The organism is Streptomyces sp. NPDC041108 (assembly GCF_055592645.1).
In genome coordinates this window covers 1,255,173-1,273,537 of sequence record NZ_JBVIYK010000001.1, presented here as the reverse complement: position 1 = coordinate 1,273,537, position 18,365 = coordinate 1,255,173, and the positions used below count along the sequence as shown (strand labels likewise).

Sequence of the window (18,365 nt, the reverse complement as noted above, 5' to 3'; positions counted from 1 at the left end):
GCGCCGGTGACGCGGCGGCACATCGGTGTTCCGCCGCAGGCGGTGGCCGATCCGCTGGTCAGGGTCGGCGGTCGGTGAGCGGTCGCGTGCCTGGCCACGGCCGTGCGACCGGTTCTCGCGGGGCGGGCGCGGGGGCTCGTCCCGCCGGTGCCGCGACCGTCCGCCCGATGTGCGGCACGGGGTGTCGCGACGCGAAAGCTATGGCGTGAACTATGTGTTCGACACGGGTGCGGACACCGACGGCACACCCACCGGCCGCGCCGCTCCGCACGCCCCGCGGACCACCCGCCGGACGGCCCGCTCCGGACGACGGCTCCGGCTCCGTCCGGCCCTCACCGTGCGGCACCTGGCCCGCGGCGGCCGAGCCCACCGGCCGCACGAATCGCCGCCCTCGTCAGGCAAGTCGTCCACGCCGTACCGTCGCGCCCGCGCGCACATTACCGTTCGGTAGAAAACCTGCTTCCGGAGGTGTTCCGTATGGGTGTCGACCGTGCGCCGGGTCTCGTGGAGTGTGCTCGGGCGCTGGCGGCCGGGGAGGTGACGTCGCGGGCGCTCGTGGAGGGGACGCTCGCCCGGATCGAGGCGAGCCAGGGGACGGTGAACGCGTTCCGGCGCGTGCGGGCCGAGGCGGCGCTGACGGAGGCCGACGCGGCGGACAGGGAGCTGGCGGAGGGCGGGCGGCGGCCGCTGCTCGGCGTGCCGGTGGCGGTGAAGGACGACATGGACGTGGCGGGCGAACCGACCGCGTTCGGCTGCCGGGGGGAGTTCCCCTCGCTGCCGGAGGACGGCGAGGCCGTACGGCGGCTGCGCGCGGCCGGGGCGATCGTCGTCGGCAAGACCAACACGTGCGAGCTGGGACAGTGGCCGTTCACGGAGGGGCCGGCCTTCGGGGCCACCCGCAATCCCTGGCACCCGGACCACACCCCGGGCGGCTCCTCCGGCGGTTCCGCGGCGGCCGTGGCCGCGGGGATCGTCCCGGCCGCGCTGGGCTCGGACGGCGCCGGATCGGTGCGCATCCCCGCCTCCTGGACGCACCTCGTCGGCATCAAGCCCCAGCGGGGCCGTATCTCGACCTGGCCGCACGCGGAGTCCTTCCAGGGCATCACCGTCAACGGCACCCTCGCCCGCACGGTGGCCGACGCCGCGCTCCTGCTGGACGCGGCGAGCGGCAACCACGCGGGCGACCTGCACCGGCCGGCCGCCATCGACGCGTCCGCGGCCGTCGGCAGGGACCCGGGGCGGCTCCGGATCGCCCTGTCCCTGAAACCGCCCTTCACCGCGCTGCCCGCGCGGCTCGACCCCCGGGTGCGGGAGCGGGTGCGGGCGGTGGCGGAACGGCTCGCCGCGCTCGGGCACTCGGTGGAGGAGGCCGAACCCCGGTACGGACAGATCGGGCTGACCTTCGTCCCGCGCGCCACCGCCGGCATCGCCGAACGGGTGGGCGCCGTCGCCGAGCAGGACCTCCTCGACCCGCGCACCCTCGACGCCGCCCGCCTCGGCCGGCTGCTCGGCGGGGCGCCCCTGCGGCTGGCCCGGCGCGCCGAGTTCGCCCTGCACCGGCGGATCGGCGCGCTCTTCCGGTCGTACGACGTGGTGCTGGCGCCGACGACCGCCGCTCCCCCGCCGCGCATCGGCTCCATGCTGAACCTCGGCGGGCTCGGTACCGACCGCGCGATGATCGCGGCCTGCCCGTACGCGTGGCCGTGGAACGTGCTGGGCTGGCCCGGCGTCAACGTGCCGGCGGGGTTCGTGGACGACGTGCTGCCGGTGGGCGCGCAGTTGCTCGGCCCGGCGGACAGCGAGCCCCTTCTGCTGTCGCTGGCCGCGCAGTTGGAGGCGGACCAGCGCTGGCACGAGCGGTGGCCGCCGCGCCGGAGCACCGCGGACTCCCCCGCGGTCTGAGTGCGCCGGGCGCGGGCGGGCGGGTTCGGCGCCCGCCCTGCGACCCGTACGCTGTGACCATGGACGAAGCGTCGATGGTCGGGCTGATGGGACGGGTGACCGGTGCGGTCGGTCCCGGGCTCGTCGGCGAGGTGATCGTCCGGGTACGGGGCGGCGCCGAGCACTTTCTCGCCTACCCCGCCTCCGCGAGGGACCGGATCGAGCCGGGCACGCTCGTGATGGTGATGGAGTACCTGCCGCCGCGTACGGTCTACGTGTCCGCCGCGTACGACAGTTGACGTCCCGTCGGGTCGTCCGGGCGCGCTCTGTCGGCCTTCGGGAACCGGTTCGCATCAGGACTGCAACAACGGGCCCTCGCTCCCTGTACCGCCGCCGTACCACGCGGGACACTCCCGACGTTCGGTGCCGTGAGGGCACCTGGCCAGAGGGGGTGGGCCGATGTTCGTCGGCATCATCGCGGGGGCGGCCGTAGCGGTCGCAGTGGTACTGATCAGTCTCTTCAAGCTCATGTGGCGTGTCGCCGAACCGAACGAGGCGCTGATCATCTCCGGTTCCAAGCACAAGATGGAGGGCCTGACGGAGGGCATGAACTTCCGTATCGTCACCGGGCGCGGCACCCTCGTACTGCCCGGTATGCAGGCGGTGCGCAAGCTCTCCCTCGATCTGAACCAGACGGAACTGGCCGTGGAATGCGTGACGTTCCAGGGCATTCCGCTGAAGATCCGGGGTGTCGTCATCTTCAAGGTGGGCGACGACTTCGTGTCCATCGCCAACGCGGCCCGCCGCTTCCTCGGCCAGCAGAAGCGGGTCTCGGAGCGGGTGCACAACGTGTTCGCCGGTCATCTGCGGTCCATCGTGGGCGGGTTGACGGTCGAGGACATGATCCGGGACCGCGAGAAGCTGACCGGCCAGACCCGGGCCGCGTGCGGGACGGAGATGGAGAAGCTGGGTCTGATCGTCGACTCGCTGCAGATCCACGAGATCGAGGACCCGACCGGCTACATCAAGAACCTGGCCATGCCGCACGCGGCGGCGGTCCAGCGGGACGCCCGTATCGCTCAGGCCGAGGCCAACCGGCTCGCCACCGAGGCCGAGCAGCAGGCCGCGGCGCGCATGGCGGAGGCCACCCGGGACAGCGAGATCCTCCAGGCCGGCTACCAGGCCGAGCGGGACAACGCCTCGGCGCGGTCCAAGCAGGCGGGCCCGCTCGCCGAGGCGGCCGCGCTGCAGGAGGTCGTCGTCCAGGAGACCCGGGTCGCGGAGCTGGCGGCGGCCCGGCGCGAGCAGCAGCTCCAGGCCGACGTCCGCAAGCCTGCCGACGCCAAGGCCTACGAGAAGCGGACTCTCGCCGAGGCCGACCGCGACGCCCGTATCTCCGCCGCGCAGGCCAAGGCCAAGGAGACCGAGCTGGCGGCCGCCGCCGAGGCGAGGGCGACCCAGGTGACCGGTGAGGCCGAGGCCGCGGCCCGGCAGGCCAAGGGCATCGCCGCCGCCGAGGCCACGCGGGCGAAGGGACTCGCCGAGGCCGAGGGCATCAAGGCGCGGGCCGCCGCGCTGGCCGAGAACCAGGAGGCGGTGATCGCGCAGCAACTGGCCGAGCAGTGGCCGGAGATCGTGCAGGCCGGCGCGTCCGCGTTCGGCAACGTCGACAACATGGTGCTGCTCAACGGCGCCGACGGGATGGCGGACATGTTCGCCAAGGCCCTCACGATGGGCGGGACGGGGCTCGGCCTCGCCCGGCAGTTGCTGTCCTCGATGAACAACAACGGGGCCCCCGCCGGCGGCTCCGCGGGGGTCAACGGGGTGCCCGTGGAGAAGGTGGCCGTGGAGAAGGTGCAGGTCGACAGGGAGTCGTAGCCCGGCGACTCCGACGGCGGCCGGTCGGCTGACCCGCGCCCCCGACAGGGCGCGGGTTAGCGTGTGCGCTGTGACTTCCTTCGCCGAGCAGGACGTGCCGGGGCGCTACGGGCCCACCGCCACCACCGAGGCCGATCCCCGCGGTGTCGGGCGGGTGCGCACCGAGTACGCGCCCGCGCACGACGGGGATCCGGATCCCGGGGAGATCGTGTGGACCTGGGTGCCGTTCGAGGAGAACGACGGACGGGGCAAGGACCGGCCCGTGCTCGTCGTGGCCCGGGAGGCCGGGGGGACCCTGCTCGCCGTGCAGCTGTCGAGCAAGCGGCATGACGGCGACCGGGAGTGGGTGCCGATCGGGAGCGGGCCGTGGGACCGGTCGGGGCGGGATTCCTGGGTGGACGTGGACCGGGTGCTGCGGCTGCACGAGGCGGGGATGCGGCGGGAGGCCTGCGCGCTGGACCGGATGCGGTTCAACTCCGTCGTGCTGCGGTTGCGGGAACGGTACGGCTGGCGGTAGGACACCGCTCAGGAGCCGGGGTTGAACTCTCGTTCGAACGCACCGCGGACGACCGCTCCCCTGGTGCGGTCCAGCACCCCGAACACCACGTGCGCGAACGTGCCCTCGAACCTGCCGCCGTCCATGAGCAGGGCCCGGAACGCCGCCGCCACCTGGGCCGGGTCGTTGCCGAACACCCCGCAGCCCCAGGCGCCCAGGACCAGCCGGCGGTAGCCGTGCGCCGCCGCCGTCTCCAGGACGCGTTCCGCGCGGGTGGCCAGGGCCCGGGGCAGCTCGGCGGCGCGCTCCGGGACCGTACGCCGGACGACGGAGGCGTTGGGGGCCGCGGAGGTCAGGAAGCCGGCCACGAAGGGGGTGTCGAGGAGGGCGCCGCGGTCGTCCCGGAAGACGGGTACGGCGGGTGAGTGGATGACGCGGTCCGTGTAGAACGGGTCGCGGTGGGCGCGGTGGTGGGCGTAGAAGGCGGGGGCCTCCCGGACGCAGGTGTAGAGCGCGGAGGCCCGGCAGAGGGCCTCCTCCTGCGCCTGGGCGCCGTTCAGATAGCCGCCGCCGGGATTGCGGGCCGAGGAGAAGTTGAGGACGGCCACCGGGGCGGTGTCGGCCGCCCACAGGCGGCGGGCGGCTTCCAGGCTGCTCTCGCCGGTGACCTCGACGGCCGTTCGCACCGGGCCGGCCTGTGGTGTCCCCACCGGGCCGGGGCCGTGCAGGCGGGTGCCGGCCCGTGCGGCGGCCACCTCGTCCGCGATGGACACCTGGTGGCCGGAGGGCGCGCGATAGTGCCCGGCCGCGACGATCTCCTCGGTCTCCCGTGCGATTCCTCGCAGACGCGCGCTCATACCGGCGCCCCCGCGTGCGGCGCGGGCGCCGCCTTCTCCCCCGTCGTGCTCATGGACGCATCCTGGGACATGCTGGTGAAGGACCGCAACGGAATTTCCTCGTGTGAACGGCTCGGAACGGGAAAGGGAAGGGGTGCCCGAAGATCCCGGAACGGGGATCGCCGATCCGTATTGCCATGATGTGTCCCCTTGTGCGAAAGCGGCGCGAGGGTTTGGGATGGGACGAGCGCCACCGGCCCCACCCCATCGGGTGCGGACCGGCGGCTCGGCCGACGAGATTGACATATCAGGAGGATCCCGACATGTCAGATTCGCTGAGTGACTGTACGGAGCGGCGCTCCCCGGTCACCGAGGCGGAGGTGGAAGCCCTGGTACGGGGCATCTGCTTCAAGACCGGTCCACCCCGGACCCTGGGTGTCGAACTGGAATGGCACGTCCACGAGCTGCGCGACCCGCGGCTCCCGGCAACACCCGCACGGCTCGAAGCGGCCTACGCCGCGCTGCGGACCCTGACCCTGAACTCACCGCTGACCGTCGAGCCCGGTGGCCAGCTGGAGCTCAGCTCGGCACCGGCCGCCTCCCTGACGGAGTGCGTCGGGTCCGTCTCGGCCGACCTCGCCGCCGTACGCGCCACCCTGCGCGAGGCGGACCTCGGCATCAGCGGCTACGGCCACGAACCCTGGAACCCCCCGACCCGCTACCTCCACGAGCCCCGGTACGACGCGATGGAGATCTATCTCCACCGCTTCGGGCCCGAGGGGCTGGACATGATGTGCTCGACCGCGTCGGTGCAGGTGTGTCTCGACGCCGGGTACGAGGAGCCCGGCCCCCTCGGCCACCGGCGGCGCTGGTGGCTGGCGCACCAGCTCGGTGCCGTACTGGTGGCCGCGTTCGCGCACTCCCCGCTGGCGCGCGGCCGGGTGACCGGCCGGCGTTCGACCCGGCAGGCGCTGTGGGCGGCGATGGACCCGGGCCGGACGAACGCGCCGCCCCTCGACGGCGACCCTCGCGAGGAGTGGGCGCGGCTGGTGCTGGACGCGCCGGTGATGTGCGTCCGGGCCGACGAGGGCCCCTGGGGTGTGCCCGGAGCGATGACGTTCCGGGAGTGGACGAGATCCGACACCCCGCCGAGCCGCGCCGACCTCGACTACCACCTGACGACCCTGTTCCCGCCGGTGCGCCCGCGCGGCCATCTGGAGCTGCGCATGATCGACGCCCAGCCCGGCGAGGACGGGTGGATCGTGCCGCTCGCCGTGACGACGGCCCTGTTCGAGGACCCGGAGGCAGCGGAGACCGCGTACCGGACCGTCAAGCCGCTCGCGGAGCGGGCGGGTTCGCAACCGCCACCGCGCAATCCGCTCTGGGACGCGGCCGTCCGTGACGGTCTGACCGATCCCGACCTGCGGGAGGCGGCGGCCGTCTGCTTCGCCGCGGCGGCCGAGGCGCTGCCCCGGCTCGGCGCGACTCCCGAGGTGCTGGACGCGGTCGCGGCGTACACCGACCGCTATGTGGCCCGGGGCCGCTGCCCCGCCGACGATCTGCTGGACCTGTTCCACGGGAAGGACATCTCCGCATGACCGCACCCCGGACGCCGGCCCCGACGGCCGACGCCGATCCCGAGATACTCCGGGAGCGCGCGCTGGCGGCACTGACCACGGCCCGGGCCCGCACCGCGCTCCTGACGACCGCCGTCGACGAACCCGATCTCACCGCGCAGCACTCGCCGCTGATGTCCCCGCTGGTCTGGGACCTCGCCCACATCGGCAACCAGGAGGAGCTGTGGCTGCTGCGCAACGTCGCCGGGCGTGAGGCGATGCGGCCCGAGATCGACGGCCTGTACGACGCCTTCGAGCATCCGCGTGCGGCGCGGCCCTCGCTGCCGCTGCTCGCTCCGCAGGAGGCCCGGCAGTATCTGCGCGAGGTGCGCGGCCGGGCGCTGGACGTACTGGAGAGCGCCGACTTCCACGGCACCCGGCTCACCGACGCGGGCTTCGCCTTCGGCATGATCGCCCAGCACGAGCAGCAGCACGACGAGACGATGCTGATCACCCATCAGCTGCGGCAGGGCCCGGCCGTGCTGTCGGCGCCGGATCCCGAGCCCGTCCCGCTGTTCACGGGCCCGTCCGAAGTGCTGGTGCCCGGCGGGGAGTTCACCATGGGCACCTCGACCGAGCCGTGGGCGCTGGACAACGAGCGGCCCGCGCACCGCCGGATCGTCCCGCCGTTCCACATCGACACCACGCCGGTGACGAACGGCGCCTACCAGGCGTTCATCGCGGACGGCGGCTACGACGACGAACGCTGGTGGACCGCCGAGGGCTGGGACCACATCCGCGCCCACGGCATCCACGCGCCGCTGTTCTGGCGGCGCGACGGCGGGCAGTGGCTGCGGCGGCGCTTCGGTGTCACCGAGGTCGTGCCCGCCGAGGAGCCGGTGCTGCACGTGTGCTGGTACGAGGCGGACGCGTACGCCCGCTGGGCGGGTCGCCGGCTGCCCACCGAGGCCGAGTGGGAGAAGGCCGCCCGGCACGACCCGGTCACCGGCCGCTCGACCCGCTACCCGTGGGGCGACGCCGATCCGGCGCCCGAACACGCCAACCTCGGACAGCGGCATCTGCGCCCGGCACCGGCGGGCAGCCACCCGGCGGGGGAATCACCGCTGGGCGTACGGCAGTTGATCGGCGACGTGTGGGAGTGGACGTCGAGCGACTTCCTGCCCTACCCGGGGTTCTCGGCGTTCCCGTACAAGGAGTACTCGCAGGTGTTCTTCGGCCCCGAGTACAAGGTGCTGCGCGGCGGTTCGTTCGCCGTGGACCAGGTGGCGTGCCGGGGTACGTTCCGCAACTGGGACTATCCGATCAGGCGGCAGATCTTCAGCGGGTTCCGCACGGCCCGTGACGCCTCCCCGGAGGTTCTCTGATGTGCCGTCACCTCGCCCGGCTCGGCACCGCCGATCTACCGCTGGGAAGGATCCTGGTGGATCCGCCGCACAGTCTGTTCCGGCAGTCGTGGGCACCCCGGCGGCAGCGGTACGGGACGGTCAACGCCGACGGGTTCGGGGTCGGCTGGTACGCGCAGGGCGACCCGGTGCCGGGGCGCTACCGGCGGGCCGGGCCGGTCTGGGGCGACCAGTCCTTCGCGGACCTCGCCCGGGTGGTCCGCACCGGGGCGCTGCTGGCCGCCGTACGGGACGCGACGGTGGCCGGCGCGGACGACGAGGCCGCGGCGGCGCCGTTCTCGGCCGGGCCCTGGCTGTTCAGCCACAACGGGGCGGTCACGGGATGGCCCGGCTCCCTGGCGCCGCTGGCCGCCGAACTGCCCGCCGTCGAGGTGCTGTCGATGGAGGCCCGCAACGACTCGGCGCTCGTGTGGGCCCTGGTCCTGAACCGGCTGCGGGCCGGCGACCCGGAGGGCCAGGCGCTGGCCGACACGGTCCTGGAGGTCGCCCGGGCGGCGCCCGGGTCGCGGCTCAACCTGCTGCTCACCGACGGCGAGACGATCGCCGCGACGGCCTGGGGCGACACGCTCTGGTATCTCACCGAGCCCGGCCTCGGCACGGTCGTGGCCTCCGAGCCGTACGACGACGATCCGCACTGGGTGGAGGTCCCGGACCGCACGCTGCTGGCGGCGAGCCGCACGGACGTCCTGCTCACCCCGCTCAAGGAGCCGGAGGAAGCCACCCGGCCGCACGACCACGACCCGTCACCCGCACTTCCGAAGGAGCCCCCTGCGTGAGCCCGTTCCTTCTCACCCGCACCCTGCCGGAGGACGCCACGGACGCGGCACTGCGCGCCGACGTCCTGGACGGTCTGACCCGCACCCCGAAGACCCTGCCGCCCAAGTGGTTCTACGACGCCCGCGGCAGCGAGCTGTTCGAGCGCATCACCGAGTTGCCCGAGTACTACCCGACCCGTGCCGAGCGCGAGATCCTGGTCGGCCGGGCGGGTGAGATCGCCGCGGCGAGCGGCGCGCGCACCCTGGTCGAGCTGGGGTCCGGCTCGTCCGACAAGACCCGGCACCTGCTGGAGGCGATGCCCGGCCTGCACACGTACGTGCCGGTCGACGTCAGCGAGAGCGCGCTGCGGCAGGCCGGCGAGGCGCTGGTCGCCGAGCGGCCGGGGCTGAACGTGCACGCCCTGATCGCCGACTTCACCGCCGGGCTCGACCTGCCCGAGACCCCGGGGCCGCGGCTGCTGGTGTTCCTGGGCGGCACGATCGGCAATCTGGTGCCCGGGGAGCGCGCCGCGTTCCTGGCCGCCGTGCGGGCCCTGCTGGCGCCGGGCGACGCGCTGCTGCTGGGCACGGACCTGGTCAAGGACGAGGCGGTACTGGTCGCCGCTTACGACGACGCGGCCGGAGTGACCGCCGAGTTCAACAAGAACGTGCTGAACGTGGTGGACCGGGAGCTGGGTGCGGACTTCGACCCCGACGCCTTCGACCATGTCGCCCTCTGGAACGCCGAGTGCGAGTGGATCGAGATGCGGCTGCGGTCCCGCGTGGCCCAGACCGTGAAGGTTCCCGCGCTCGATCTGGCGGTGGACTTCGCGGCCGGGGAGGAGCTGCGGACCGAGGTGTCCGCGAAGTTCAGGAGGGAGGGGGTACGGGCCGAACTGGGTTCTGCGGGGCTGGAGTTGACGCACTGGTGGACGGATGAGCAGGGCCGGTTCGCCTTGTCGTTGAGCGGGGTGGGGTAGAGGACGAGGGTGCGTCGCGGGGCGCGGGCCCGTGGGGCTTCTCGCGCGGTTCCCCGCAGCCCTGCTGCTCAGGGGCGCGGGGTACTGCGCGACCGGCCCCGGCTCACCCCCACCCGACAGCGCACCCCTGCCCACCCCGGCCCCCTCGCGAACCTGCGGAGCCTGAGGCACCGTGGAAGGACGTGTGGCGCATCGGCCACGATGGAGCTCGCGACAAGGAGAACCCGCATGACCGACCATGTGTACCGGGTCACCGAGATCGTCGGCAGTTCGGAGGAGAGCGTCGACCACGCCATCCGCAACGGCGTCGCCCGCGCCGCCCAGACGCTGCGCAACCTGGACTGGTTCGAGGTGACACAGGTCCGGGGGCACATCGAGGACGGACAGATCGCGCACTACCAGGTCGGCCTGAAGGTCGGCTTCCGGTTGGACGACGAGACCGGCTGACCGGATGACCGACGGCCCGGCTGACCGGCTGACCGGCTGACCGACGGCCCGGCTGACCGGCTGACCGGCTGACCGGTCGACGGAAGGAGCGGGGAAGGGCGCTCAGGTCCGCCCTTCCCCTTCCTGCGCCTCCTTCAGCGCGGCGGAGGCCGCGGCCCAGCGCGCCCGTACGACCGGGAAGCCCGCCCGCTCCGCGTCCGCGCAGACGAGTTCGTCGTCGTCCACGAGGACACGGATCTCGCGGGTCCGGGCGAGATCACGGAGGATCTCCAGCTTGGTGCGGCGGGCGGGCCTGCGGTCGTTGTCGCGGCGCATCCTGATCCGGCCCTCGGGCAGCCCGTGCGCGGCGAGCCAGTCGACGGTGTCGCGGCGGCAGCGCTCGGGCCGCCCGGTCAGATACAGCACCTCGCACTCCCGGGCGCTCTCCCGCGCCAGCGCGACCCCTTCGGCCAGCGGCGGATCCTGCGGCGCGGCGGCGAAGAACGCGTTCCAGTCGCGCGGCTTCCGCTCCAGGAACCGCTGGCGGTGCGCGGTGTCGGCGAGGGTGTTGTCCAGGTCGAAGACGGCGAGGGGCCGGTCGTTGTCGGTCACCGCACCAGCCTAGGCAGCCCCGGGCGGCGGGTGACTCGTGTCGACCGTTGTCGCTTCACACAACAAACACGAACCCCGCCCGTAGCTTTAGGTTTCAAGCGTTACGCTCTTCGCCTCTCCCCCCACACAGCACAGGAGAACAGGCGTGCCTGACGGCGAAATCATCGTGATCGGCGGCGGATACGGGGGCATTCGCCTCGCCAGACAGCTGGACGAGGTCGCACGGGTCACCCTCGTGGACCGCAAAGAGGTCTTCTTCCACCGCATCGCCGCACTGCGCGCGGGCGTGCGCGAGGCGTGGACGACGACGCCCTTCATCCCGTACGACCGCCTGTTGCGCAACGGCCGGGTCGTGACGGGCAAGGCGGTCGGTATCGACACCGCCGAGCGGCAGGTGACACTCGCCACCGGTGAGCGACTGCCGTACGACCTGGTCGTGATCGCGACCGGCGCGGACTATCCGGAGCCGGCCCGGTTCCTCGGCACCACCACCGAGGAGGCGGGCAAGACGTTCGCCGCGCACCAGGAGAGCGTGGCCGCCGCCGAGCACGTCCTCGTCGTCGGCGGCGGGCCGGGCGGCGTGGAACTCGCCGCCGAGATCCGGCTGGCCCGGCCGGACGCGCGGGTCACGCTCGCACACGCGGGGTCGGAGCTGCTCAGCTCCACCGGCAGCAAGTGGGCCGGACGGCGGGCCCTGGCCTGGATGGAGGCGCACGACGTGGAGGTGCGGCTCGACTCGTTCGTCTCCCCGGGGCCCGACTTCGGCACCTACCGGGACGGGCGGGGCGATCTCATCGAGGCCGACCTGTCGTTCTGGGCCAACGGCACCACGCCGAACACGCTCTGGCTGCGGCTGGCCGGGCACGGGGACTGGCTCAACCCGGCGGGACACGTCAAGGTCGACCGGACACTCCGGGTCGGCGGGCACCTCGACGTGTTCGCGGTCGGTGACGTGAACGACGTCAGCGAGCTGAAACTGTCCCCCGTCGCATTCGCCCAGGCGGACATCGCCGCGCACAACATCCGTGCTCATCTGGCGAGTTCGGGCAGACACCGCAAGGAGCCGCGGTCGTACCGGCCGATCCGGCGGACTCCGCTGATCGTGCCGCTCGGGCCGGCCGACGGGATCACGCTCGTACCGGTGCCGGGGGGCGAGACGGCGGTGCTCGGTGGCCGTACCTCCACGCTGGCGAAGGCGAAGACGCTGATGACGCCGTACATCAGGAGGCAGCTCGGGTACTCGGCCTGAGGTGTGGGGGCGGCCGGGGTGGGAGGAGCCGGGGCCCGGCTCGCACGGGGGCGGCAACGGCCGGACCGCGGCCGCCCCTCACTCGCCCCGGGCCGCGCCCGCCTGTTCCTGCTCCCCCAGCTCGTTGGCGTGGGCGAGGAAGTCGTCCACCATCCGGTGGAAGAGTCCCGCCAACTGCCGCAGTTCCTCGGGCGACCACTCGGACAGCGCCATCTGCATACCGCGCACCCCGGCTTCGCGGATACGGCCGATCGCCTGTCTGCCGGCCGCCGTCAGCTCGATGCGCTGGGCGCGCCGGTCGTCCGGGTCGGGGACACGGGTGACGTGACCGGTCTTCTCCAGCTGCTGGACCTGGCGGGTGACATGGGACGCCTCGACTCCGAGGCGGTTGGCCAGCTCCCCCGGCCGCAGCGGCTCGGAGTCGGCGATCTGCCGCAGCAGGGCCACGGCGGCACGGTCGAGCGGCACCCCGGCCAGGCTCATCAGGCGCTCGTGGGCCCGGGCCCGGGTGCTGAGGTAGGTGATACGCGTGAGGGCTCGCTCGATCTCGATCACTTCCGGGGAAGCGGAGTCCGGGGGCGGTGAGGGGGACATGGGATCCACTTTACCATCTCGTTGCCTAACTCAAGTAAATTCATCGCTCCGGTCGGTCCTCCGCCCTCCGTGTCAGCCGCAGCACCGTTCCCTCGCCGTCGGCGGACAGCAGGAGGGTTCCGTCCGGCGCCGCCGTGAGGCCCGCGAAGCGGCGGGCCGGACCGGGCATGACGTCCGCGAACCGCGGGTTCCGTGCGGGGGACGACACCCGGGGGCGGCCCGACGGGCAGTTCCTCCGCCTCGATCCGCGACTGCCCCGAGGCGAGGGAGACCGACCGCAGTCGGCGGTGTCCGGTCTCCACCACGAAGAGTTCCGCGCCCAGGACCGCCAGTCCCTGCGGTGCGCCGAGCCCGTCCGCGACGACGGCCGCGGCACCGTCCGTCCCGATCCGGAGCACCGTGCCGAACCGCCCCTCGCTGACGTAGAGCCGGCCCTCCGCGTCGAACACCACAGCACCGCCCGCATGCGCGCGCCGCTCGGGCCCTCGGCCTGCGCCTTCGCCATGGCGGTGGCGACGACCCCGTCGAGCCGGCCGGGCGAGGCGTCCGCGAGGAGCAGAGTCCGTCCACTGCCGTTCCGGAGAGCGATCGCCACGCCCATGCCGCCGGCACCGGTGACGACGACCACGTCACGCGATCGGTCGGACGGCTGTTCCGCCATGGTCCACCTCCCGGGGTATCGCCGGCCCTTCCGGCGGGAACGTCTCACGCCGTCCGGCGCCGGACGACGACCACCCGTTGCCCGACTCAAACAATCCCGCATTAGGTTGCTTGACTCAAGTAATCCACATACGCTTGCCCGACTCAAGCAACACGGCGTCCGGCAACGGCGTCGTCCGTACGAAGTCGCCCGGTGCCTCCCCGCCGTGGGCGACCCGGGACCCGGTGCCGTTCGAGCGGGACGGCACCGGGGCGCCGCACCCGTGGGGACGGGGCCCGGCGCCGTCTCCGGGCCCGGCCGCCGGTCACTCCCCCCGAACGGCGCCGGGCCCCGGGGGCACCCCTCGCGGCTCCATGTCCCGCACGCGCTCGGGGCGCACGCATGAACCACCGGAGCACTCATCGTGAGCCGGTCGCCGGGGCGGACCTCCCTGCCCGGCGACCGGCCCACCCCGACGGAAGAGGATCAGTTCATGAGCAGTCACGGTCTCGACGGCCGCGGTGTCGTCGTCACGGGCGCCGGTTCCGGCATCGGCCGGGCCGCGGCCCTGAAGTTCGCCGCGGCGGGCGCGAAGGTGCTGGTCGCCGACCTCAACAAGGAGGCCGCCGAGGAGACCGTCGAGTCGATCGGAACGGCCGGCGGCACCGCCCTCGCGGTGGTCGGTGACCTCAGCGACCAGGCGGTCGTCGACACGGTCGTCGAGCGGGCCGTGGACGCCTTCGGCGGGCTGGACGTCCTGGTGAACAACGCCGGGATCATGGACCGGATGTCGGCCCTCGCGGACGTGACCGACGACGAGTGGGAGCGGGTCGTCCGGGTCAACCTGACCGCGCCGTTCCTGCTCACCCGGGCCGCCCTGCCGCACATGCTGGAGGCGGGGCGCGGCGCGATCGTCTTCACCGCCTCCGAGGCCGGACTGCGCGGCAGCGCGGCCGGAGCCGCCTACACCGCGTCGAAGCACGGTGTCGTCGGGCTGGTGAAGAGTCTGTCGGTGATGTACCGCAAGCAGGGCATCCGGGCCAACGCGATAGCCCCCGGTCCCACGCTGACCAACATCAAGGTGGACGCCGACCAGCAGGCCCACGGCCCCGCCGTCGTCGGCGGGCTGATCGGCGCCACCATCGGCCGTCTCGGCACCGCCGAGGAACAGGCCGACGCGATCCTCTTCCTCGCCTCCGACGCGGCCGCCTTCGTCAACGGCGTGATCCTGCCGGTGGACGACGCCTGGGCCGCCGTCTGACGCATCACGGTCGGCCGAACGACCCGTCGGGCCCGGCCCCGGGCCCAGCCGGGGCACGGCCCCCGGGCTCCGGCCGGGGCCGGGCCCGACCGCATGTCCGATGACGACCGGGGGTCCTCCTACGCCCCGCCGCCGCCCTCGCCGTCGCCCTCTCCCTGGCCCGACGGCAGGCGCACCGTGAACGTCGTCGTGCCCGGCACGGCGGTCAGCGTGATGGTGCCGCCGTGGGCGCGGACCAGGGAGCGGGCGACGGCGAGGCCGAGGCCGCTGCCGCCCCGGTCACGGCTGCGGGCCTTGTCGACGCGGTAGAAGCGGTCGAAGACGCGCTCCTGGTCCTCGGCCGGGATACCCGGGCCGAAGTCGGTGATCCGCACCTCGGCCGCGCCGGACGCGACCCGCACCTCCAGATGGACCTCCGTGCCGCGCGGGGTGTGCACGGCGGCGTTGGTGAGGAGGTTGTCGAGGACCTGGCGCAGCCGCAGGGGGTCCAGGCGCAGGCGTACGGGGTCGGAGCCGGTCGTCACGGTCAGCGGGTGGTCCGGGTGGCCCGCGCGGAAGGCGTCCGCCGCCTGGAGCGCCAGCCCCACCAGATCGGACTCCTCCAGTCGCAGGGGGGTCTCCACGTCGGCGGCGTCGAGACGGGCGAGCATCAGCAGGTCGTCCAGCAGGTACCCCATGCGCGCGGCCTCGGCGCGCAGCCGGGCCAGGTGCTTGTCGCGTTCCTCGGGGCTGTGGGCGGCGGCGTACTGGAAGAGGTCGGCGTAGCCGCGTACCGACATCAGCGGGGTGCGCAGTTCGTGGGAGGCGTCGGCGACGAAGCGGCGCAGGCGCTGTTCGGCCTCCGTACGGACGGCGAGCGCGTCGTCGATGTGCTCCAGCATGGTGTTGAAGGCGGTGCGCAGCTCCTCCACCTCGAAGCCGCCGTCGCGGTTGTCGTGGCGGACCGGCAGCCGCGCGGAGTCCGTCAGGTCGTGCGAGGTGATGCCGCGGGCGGTGTGCGCCATGTCGCTCAGCGGTTTCAGCCCGCGCCGCAGCATGGCCCGGCCGAACACCACGAGCGCCAGCAGGGCGAGGGCGAACGCGACGACCTGGACCGTGACCAGCCGGGCCACGGTGTCGTCGATGTCCGCCATCGGCGCCGCGCTGACGAGGACCACGCCGGGCTCGACCTCGCAGGCCCGCAGCCGGTACTGGCCCGCCCCCCTGAGGTACTCGGTGCGGGCGACCTCCGTGCCCTCGACGGTCAGCGCCTTGGCCACGAGGGTGAAGTTCTCGATGTCCTTGGGGAGGTCGGCCGGGTCCTCGGGCTTGCGGAGCACCGGGGTTCCCCCCGAGGTGTCGTAGATCGCGTAGTACCAGCCCCAGTACTTCTTGCCCTTGAGCGTGCCGTCGTCCGCGATGTTCTTGGCCTGGGCGATCTGGGCGATCCGCAGCTGTTCGGTGAGCTGTGCGGAGAGGTAGTCGCGCATGTACATGGTCAGCGCGTTGCCGACGACGGCGAACACGACGAGCGCCAGGGCGCCCAGGCCGAGGGCCAGCCGGGTGCCGAGGCGCATGGAGCGGTAGCTCTGCCTGAGCCTGGCTATCACTCCGTGGCCTGCCGCAGGACGTAGCCGAAGCCCCGGACGGTGTGGATGAGGGGTTCGCCGGTGTCGTCCAGCTTGCGGCGCAGCCGGCTGACGACCAGCTCGACGACGTTGGAGCGGCCGCCGAAGCCGTACTCCCAGACGTGGTCGAGGATCTGTGCCTTGGTGAGGACGGTCGGGGACTTGCGCATGAGGTAGCGCAGGACCTCGTACTCGGTGGGGGTGAGCGTGAGGAGTTTGTCGCCGCGCCGGACCTCGCGGGTGTCCTCGTCCATCGACAGGTCCGCGATGTGGAGCACGGACCGCTGGAAGGCGGGCCCGGCGCTGCGGCGCAGCACGGTGCGCAGCCGGGCCATCAGTTCCTCCACGGCGAAGGGCTTGACCAGGTAGTCGTCGCCACCCCGGGTGAGGCCGGCGACGCGGTCGGCGACGCCGTCGCGGGCGGTCAGGAACACCACGGGCACCATCGTGCCGGACTGGCGCAGCCGGTCGAGCACGCCGAAGCCGTCCACGCCCGGCAGCATCAGGTCCAGGACCACGATGTCGGGACGGAACGCGGCCGCCTGCCTGAGCGCCTCCTCGCCGGAGTGCGCCGTGACCGCGTCCCAGCCCTCGTAGCGGGCGACGGTCGCCACCAGGTCAGCGATCGGCGGATCGTCGTCCACCACGAGAAGTCGCACTTTTTCCACGTGCTCATAGTGCGGCACCGATCGCCGCGCGCCATAGCCGCTCACGGTTCGGAAGCCGATCGATAAAAACTTGAAAGTTGTCCGACAGGAAAACGACAGCGCGGACCGGCGAAGCTCGTATCCCCACCTGATCAAGGAGCTGTCACCGTGACCACTCTCCAACCACCCCCCGCGGCGGTCGGCCGCCCGGGAGCACGCCCCAAAGTGGTCGCCCGTACCGGTCTGTACACGGTGCTGGCGGCGAACGTGGCCGTGGTGACCTTCTTCTTCGTGCAGGGCGGCTTCGCCTCGAACGCCCTCATCGTGCTGGGCCGCCTGACCGGTCTGTACGGCGCGCTGCTGATGGCGTTCCAGCTGTTGCTGGTGGCCCGGCTGCCGTGGTTCGACCGGCGCATCGGCATGGACCGGCTGACCTCCTGGCACCGCTGGACCGGCTTCTCCGTGCTCTGGCTGCTGGTCGCGCACGGCACGTTCATCAGCTTCGGCTACGCGCAGTCCTCGGACATGGACCCGGTCAGCCAGCTGGTAGACCTCGCCGAGACCGTCGAGGGCGTACTGCGCGCGATCGTCGCGCTCGGCATCATCATGGTGATCGGCGTCGTCTCGGCCCGCTTCGCCCGCCGCAGGCTGGCCTACGAGACCTGGCACTTCATCCACCTCTACACCTACGTCGCGGTGGTGCTGGCCTTCACGCACCAGGTCACGGCGGGCACCTCCTTCGCCTCGTCGAAGACCGCGACGGCGTACTGGTACGTGCTGTGGGGCGTGGCCCTGGCCTCCGTGTTCCTGGGCCGGCTGGTGCTGCCGCTGTGGCGCAACTGGCGTCACCAGCTGCGGGTCACCGCCGTCGTGCCCGAGGCCGACAACGTCGTGTCGATCTACATGAGCGGCCGTGACCTGGACCGGATGCCCGCGCGGGCAGGCCAGTTCTTCCTGTGGCGGTTCCTGACCCGGGACCGCTGGTGGCAGGCCAACCCCTTCTCGCTGTCGGCCGCGCCCGACGGCAAGCAGCTGCGGCTGACCGCGAAGGCGGCCGGCGAGGGCTCCGCCGCCCTGCGCCATGTGAAGGTCGGCACCCGTGTGTTCGCCGAGGGCCCGTACGGCGCCTTCACCGCGATGCACCGCACCCGGCCGGAGTCCGTGCTCATCGCCGGCGGCGTCGGTGTCACCCCCATCCGGGCCCTGCTGGAGGAGATCGAGGGCCATGCGGTGGTCATCTACCGGGTCGGCGCGAAGCAGGACGCGGTCCTCTACGACGAGCTGCAGCGGCTCGCCTTCGACAAGGGTGCCGAACTGCACCTGGTCTCCGGGCCGGTCAGCCCCGACCTGCTGGCGGCGCGCGAGCTGCGGCGCATGGTGCCGGACATCACCGACCGGGACGTGTTCCTGTGCGGGCCCCCGCCGATGATGAACGCGGTCCTCGGCAGCCTGCGCGAACTGGACGTACCCAAGCCGCAGATCCACTTCGAACGCTTCAGCCTGGCCGGCTGAGGGACAGGAAC

The 18,365-nt window shown here is 72.9% G+C and carries 17 protein-coding genes; 12 read left to right on the top strand and 5 right to left on the bottom strand.

The window, feature by feature from the left end:
• The first annotated feature begins 477 nt into the window (after positions 1-477).
• The 4 genes from ACZ6BB_RS05425 to ACZ6BB_RS05410 all read left to right on the top strand — a co-directional run bounded on the left by ACZ6BB_RS05425 (position 478) and on the right by ACZ6BB_RS05410 (position 4,276).
• On the top strand, positions 478-1,902 hold the full coding sequence (locus ACZ6BB_RS05425) for an amidase (RefSeq protein ID WP_471613981.1): 1,425 nt from the start codon (positions 478-480) through the stop codon (positions 1,900-1,902).
• 53 nt (positions 1,903-1,955) lie between these two features.
• A complete protein-coding gene (locus ACZ6BB_RS05420) occupies positions 1,956-2,180 on the top strand; it encodes a hypothetical protein (RefSeq protein ID WP_045561539.1) in 225 nt (74 codons plus the stop codon).
• A gap of 160 nt (positions 2,181-2,340) precedes the next feature.
• Positions 2,341-3,759, top strand: a complete 1,419-nt coding sequence (locus ACZ6BB_RS05415) for a flotillin family protein (RefSeq protein ID WP_471613980.1) — start codon at positions 2,341-2,343, stop codon at positions 3,757-3,759.
• Between the two features lie 70 nt (positions 3,760-3,829).
• Positions 3,830-4,276, top strand: coding sequence for a type II toxin-antitoxin system PemK/MazF family toxin (locus ACZ6BB_RS05410; protein WP_471613979.1), 447 nt, complete (start codon positions 3,830-3,832; stop codon positions 4,274-4,276).
• A gap of 8 nt (positions 4,277-4,284) precedes the next feature.
• Here the strand turns inward: ACZ6BB_RS05410 and ACZ6BB_RS05405 are convergent, their stop codons facing one another.
• A complete protein-coding gene (locus ACZ6BB_RS05405; RefSeq protein ID WP_471613978.1) occupies positions 4,285-5,112 on the bottom strand; it encodes a TIGR02452 family protein in 828 nt (275 codons plus the stop codon).
• A gap of 302 nt (positions 5,113-5,414) precedes the next feature.
• Here ACZ6BB_RS05405 and egtA point away from each other — a divergent pair, with 302 nt between their 5' ends.
• From egtA to ACZ6BB_RS05380, 5 genes are all read left to right on the top strand, one after another.
• On the top strand, positions 5,415-6,689 hold the full coding sequence (gene egtA, locus ACZ6BB_RS05400; RefSeq protein ID WP_471613977.1) for an ergothioneine biosynthesis glutamate--cysteine ligase EgtA: 1,275 nt from the start codon (positions 5,415-5,417) through the stop codon (positions 6,687-6,689).
• Complete coding sequence (gene egtB / locus ACZ6BB_RS05395) at positions 6,686-8,032, top strand: ergothioneine biosynthesis protein EgtB (RefSeq protein ID WP_471613976.1); 1,347 nt, start codon at positions 6,686-6,688, stop codon at positions 8,030-8,032. Before egtA ends, egtB begins: the two co-directional genes overlap by 4 nt.
• Positions 8,032-8,847 (top strand): ergothioneine biosynthesis protein EgtC, encoded by an 816-nt coding sequence (egtC, locus tag ACZ6BB_RS05390; protein ID WP_471613975.1) that lies wholly within the window; start codon positions 8,032-8,034, stop codon positions 8,845-8,847. The genes egtB and egtC overlap by 1 nt, the downstream gene beginning before the upstream one ends.
• Positions 8,844-9,806, top strand: a complete 963-nt coding sequence (gene egtD / locus ACZ6BB_RS05385) for an L-histidine N(alpha)-methyltransferase (RefSeq protein WP_471613974.1) — start codon at positions 8,844-8,846, stop codon at positions 9,804-9,806. Before egtC ends, egtD begins: the two co-directional genes overlap by 4 nt.
• A 228-nt stretch (positions 9,807-10,034) precedes the next feature.
• Positions 10,035-10,253 carry a dodecin gene (locus ACZ6BB_RS05380; protein ID WP_059082482.1) on the top strand — a complete coding sequence of 73 codons (219 nt, stop codon included), beginning with the start codon at positions 10,035-10,037 and terminating at the stop codon, positions 10,251-10,253.
• Between the two features lie 102 nt (positions 10,254-10,355).
• Here the strand turns inward: ACZ6BB_RS05380 and ACZ6BB_RS05375 are convergent, their stop codons facing one another.
• A complete protein-coding gene (locus tag ACZ6BB_RS05375; protein ID WP_471613973.1) occupies positions 10,356-10,844 on the bottom strand; it encodes a phosphatase domain-containing protein in 489 nt (162 codons plus the stop codon).
• Between the two features lie 145 nt (positions 10,845-10,989).
• Between ACZ6BB_RS05375 and ACZ6BB_RS05370 the strand changes: the two genes are divergently transcribed.
• Positions 10,990-12,093 (top strand): NAD(P)/FAD-dependent oxidoreductase, encoded by a 1,104-nt coding sequence (locus tag ACZ6BB_RS05370; protein WP_471613972.1) that lies wholly within the window; start codon positions 10,990-10,992, stop codon positions 12,091-12,093.
• 78 nt (positions 12,094-12,171) lie between these two features.
• On the opposite strand, the gene ACZ6BB_RS05365 is transcribed toward ACZ6BB_RS05370, so the two are convergent.
• A complete protein-coding gene (locus tag ACZ6BB_RS05365; protein ID WP_471613971.1) occupies positions 12,172-12,687 on the bottom strand; it encodes a MarR family winged helix-turn-helix transcriptional regulator in 516 nt (171 codons plus the stop codon).
• A gap of 1,133 nt (positions 12,688-13,820) precedes the next feature.
• On the opposite strand from ACZ6BB_RS05365, the gene ACZ6BB_RS05360 reads away from it, so the two are divergent.
• Positions 13,821-14,588, top strand: a complete 768-nt coding sequence (locus ACZ6BB_RS05360) for an SDR family NAD(P)-dependent oxidoreductase (RefSeq protein ID WP_471613970.1) — start codon at positions 13,821-13,823, stop codon at positions 14,586-14,588.
• A gap of 119 nt (positions 14,589-14,707) precedes the next feature.
• On the opposite strand, the gene ACZ6BB_RS05355 is transcribed toward ACZ6BB_RS05360, so the two are convergent.
• Positions 14,708-16,177, bottom strand: coding sequence for a sensor histidine kinase (locus tag ACZ6BB_RS05355; RefSeq protein ID WP_471613969.1), 1,470 nt, complete (start codon positions 16,175-16,177; stop codon positions 14,708-14,710).
• Positions 16,174-16,863, bottom strand: coding sequence for a response regulator transcription factor (locus tag ACZ6BB_RS05350; RefSeq protein WP_471613968.1), 690 nt, complete (start codon positions 16,861-16,863; stop codon positions 16,174-16,176). The genes ACZ6BB_RS05355 and ACZ6BB_RS05350 overlap by 4 nt, the downstream gene beginning before the upstream one ends.
• Positions 16,864-17,010: 147 nt before the next feature.
• Between ACZ6BB_RS05350 and ACZ6BB_RS05345 the strand changes: the two genes are divergently transcribed.
• Entirely contained in the window at positions 17,011-18,354 is a 1,344-nt protein-coding gene (locus tag ACZ6BB_RS05345) for a ferredoxin reductase family protein (RefSeq protein WP_471613967.1), read from the top strand.
• Positions 18,355-18,365 lie beyond the last annotated feature (11 nt).

Excerpts from the sequence above, each read along its gene's own strand:
- ACZ6BB_RS05425 (WP_471613981.1), top strand. The coding sequence starts at position 478 with ATGGGTGTCGACCGTGCGCCGGGTCTCGTGGAGTGTGCTCGGGCGCTG.
- ACZ6BB_RS05415 (WP_471613980.1), top strand. The coding sequence starts at position 2,341 with ATGTTCGTCGGCATCATCGCGGGGGCGGCCGTAGCGGTCGCAGTGGTA.
- ACZ6BB_RS05405 (WP_471613978.1), bottom strand. The coding sequence starts at position 5,112 with ATGAGCGCGCGTCTGCGAGGAATCGCACGGGAGACCGAGGAGATCGTC.
- egtA (WP_471613977.1), top strand. The coding sequence starts at position 5,415 with ATGTCAGATTCGCTGAGTGACTGTACGGAGCGGCGCTCCCCGGTCACC.
- egtB (WP_471613976.1), top strand. The coding sequence starts at position 6,686 with ATGACCGCACCCCGGACGCCGGCCCCGACGGCCGACGCCGATCCCGAG.
- egtC (WP_471613975.1), top strand. The coding sequence starts at position 8,032 with ATGTGCCGTCACCTCGCCCGGCTCGGCACCGCCGATCTACCGCTGGGA.
- ACZ6BB_RS05380 (WP_059082482.1), top strand. The coding sequence starts at position 10,035 with ATGACCGACCATGTGTACCGGGTCACCGAGATCGTCGGCAGTTCGGAG.
- ACZ6BB_RS05365 (WP_471613971.1), bottom strand. The coding sequence starts at position 12,687 with ATGTCCCCCTCACCGCCCCCGGACTCCGCTTCCCCGGAAGTGATCGAG.
- ACZ6BB_RS05360 (WP_471613970.1), top strand. The coding sequence starts at position 13,821 with ATGAGCAGTCACGGTCTCGACGGCCGCGGTGTCGTCGTCACGGGCGCC.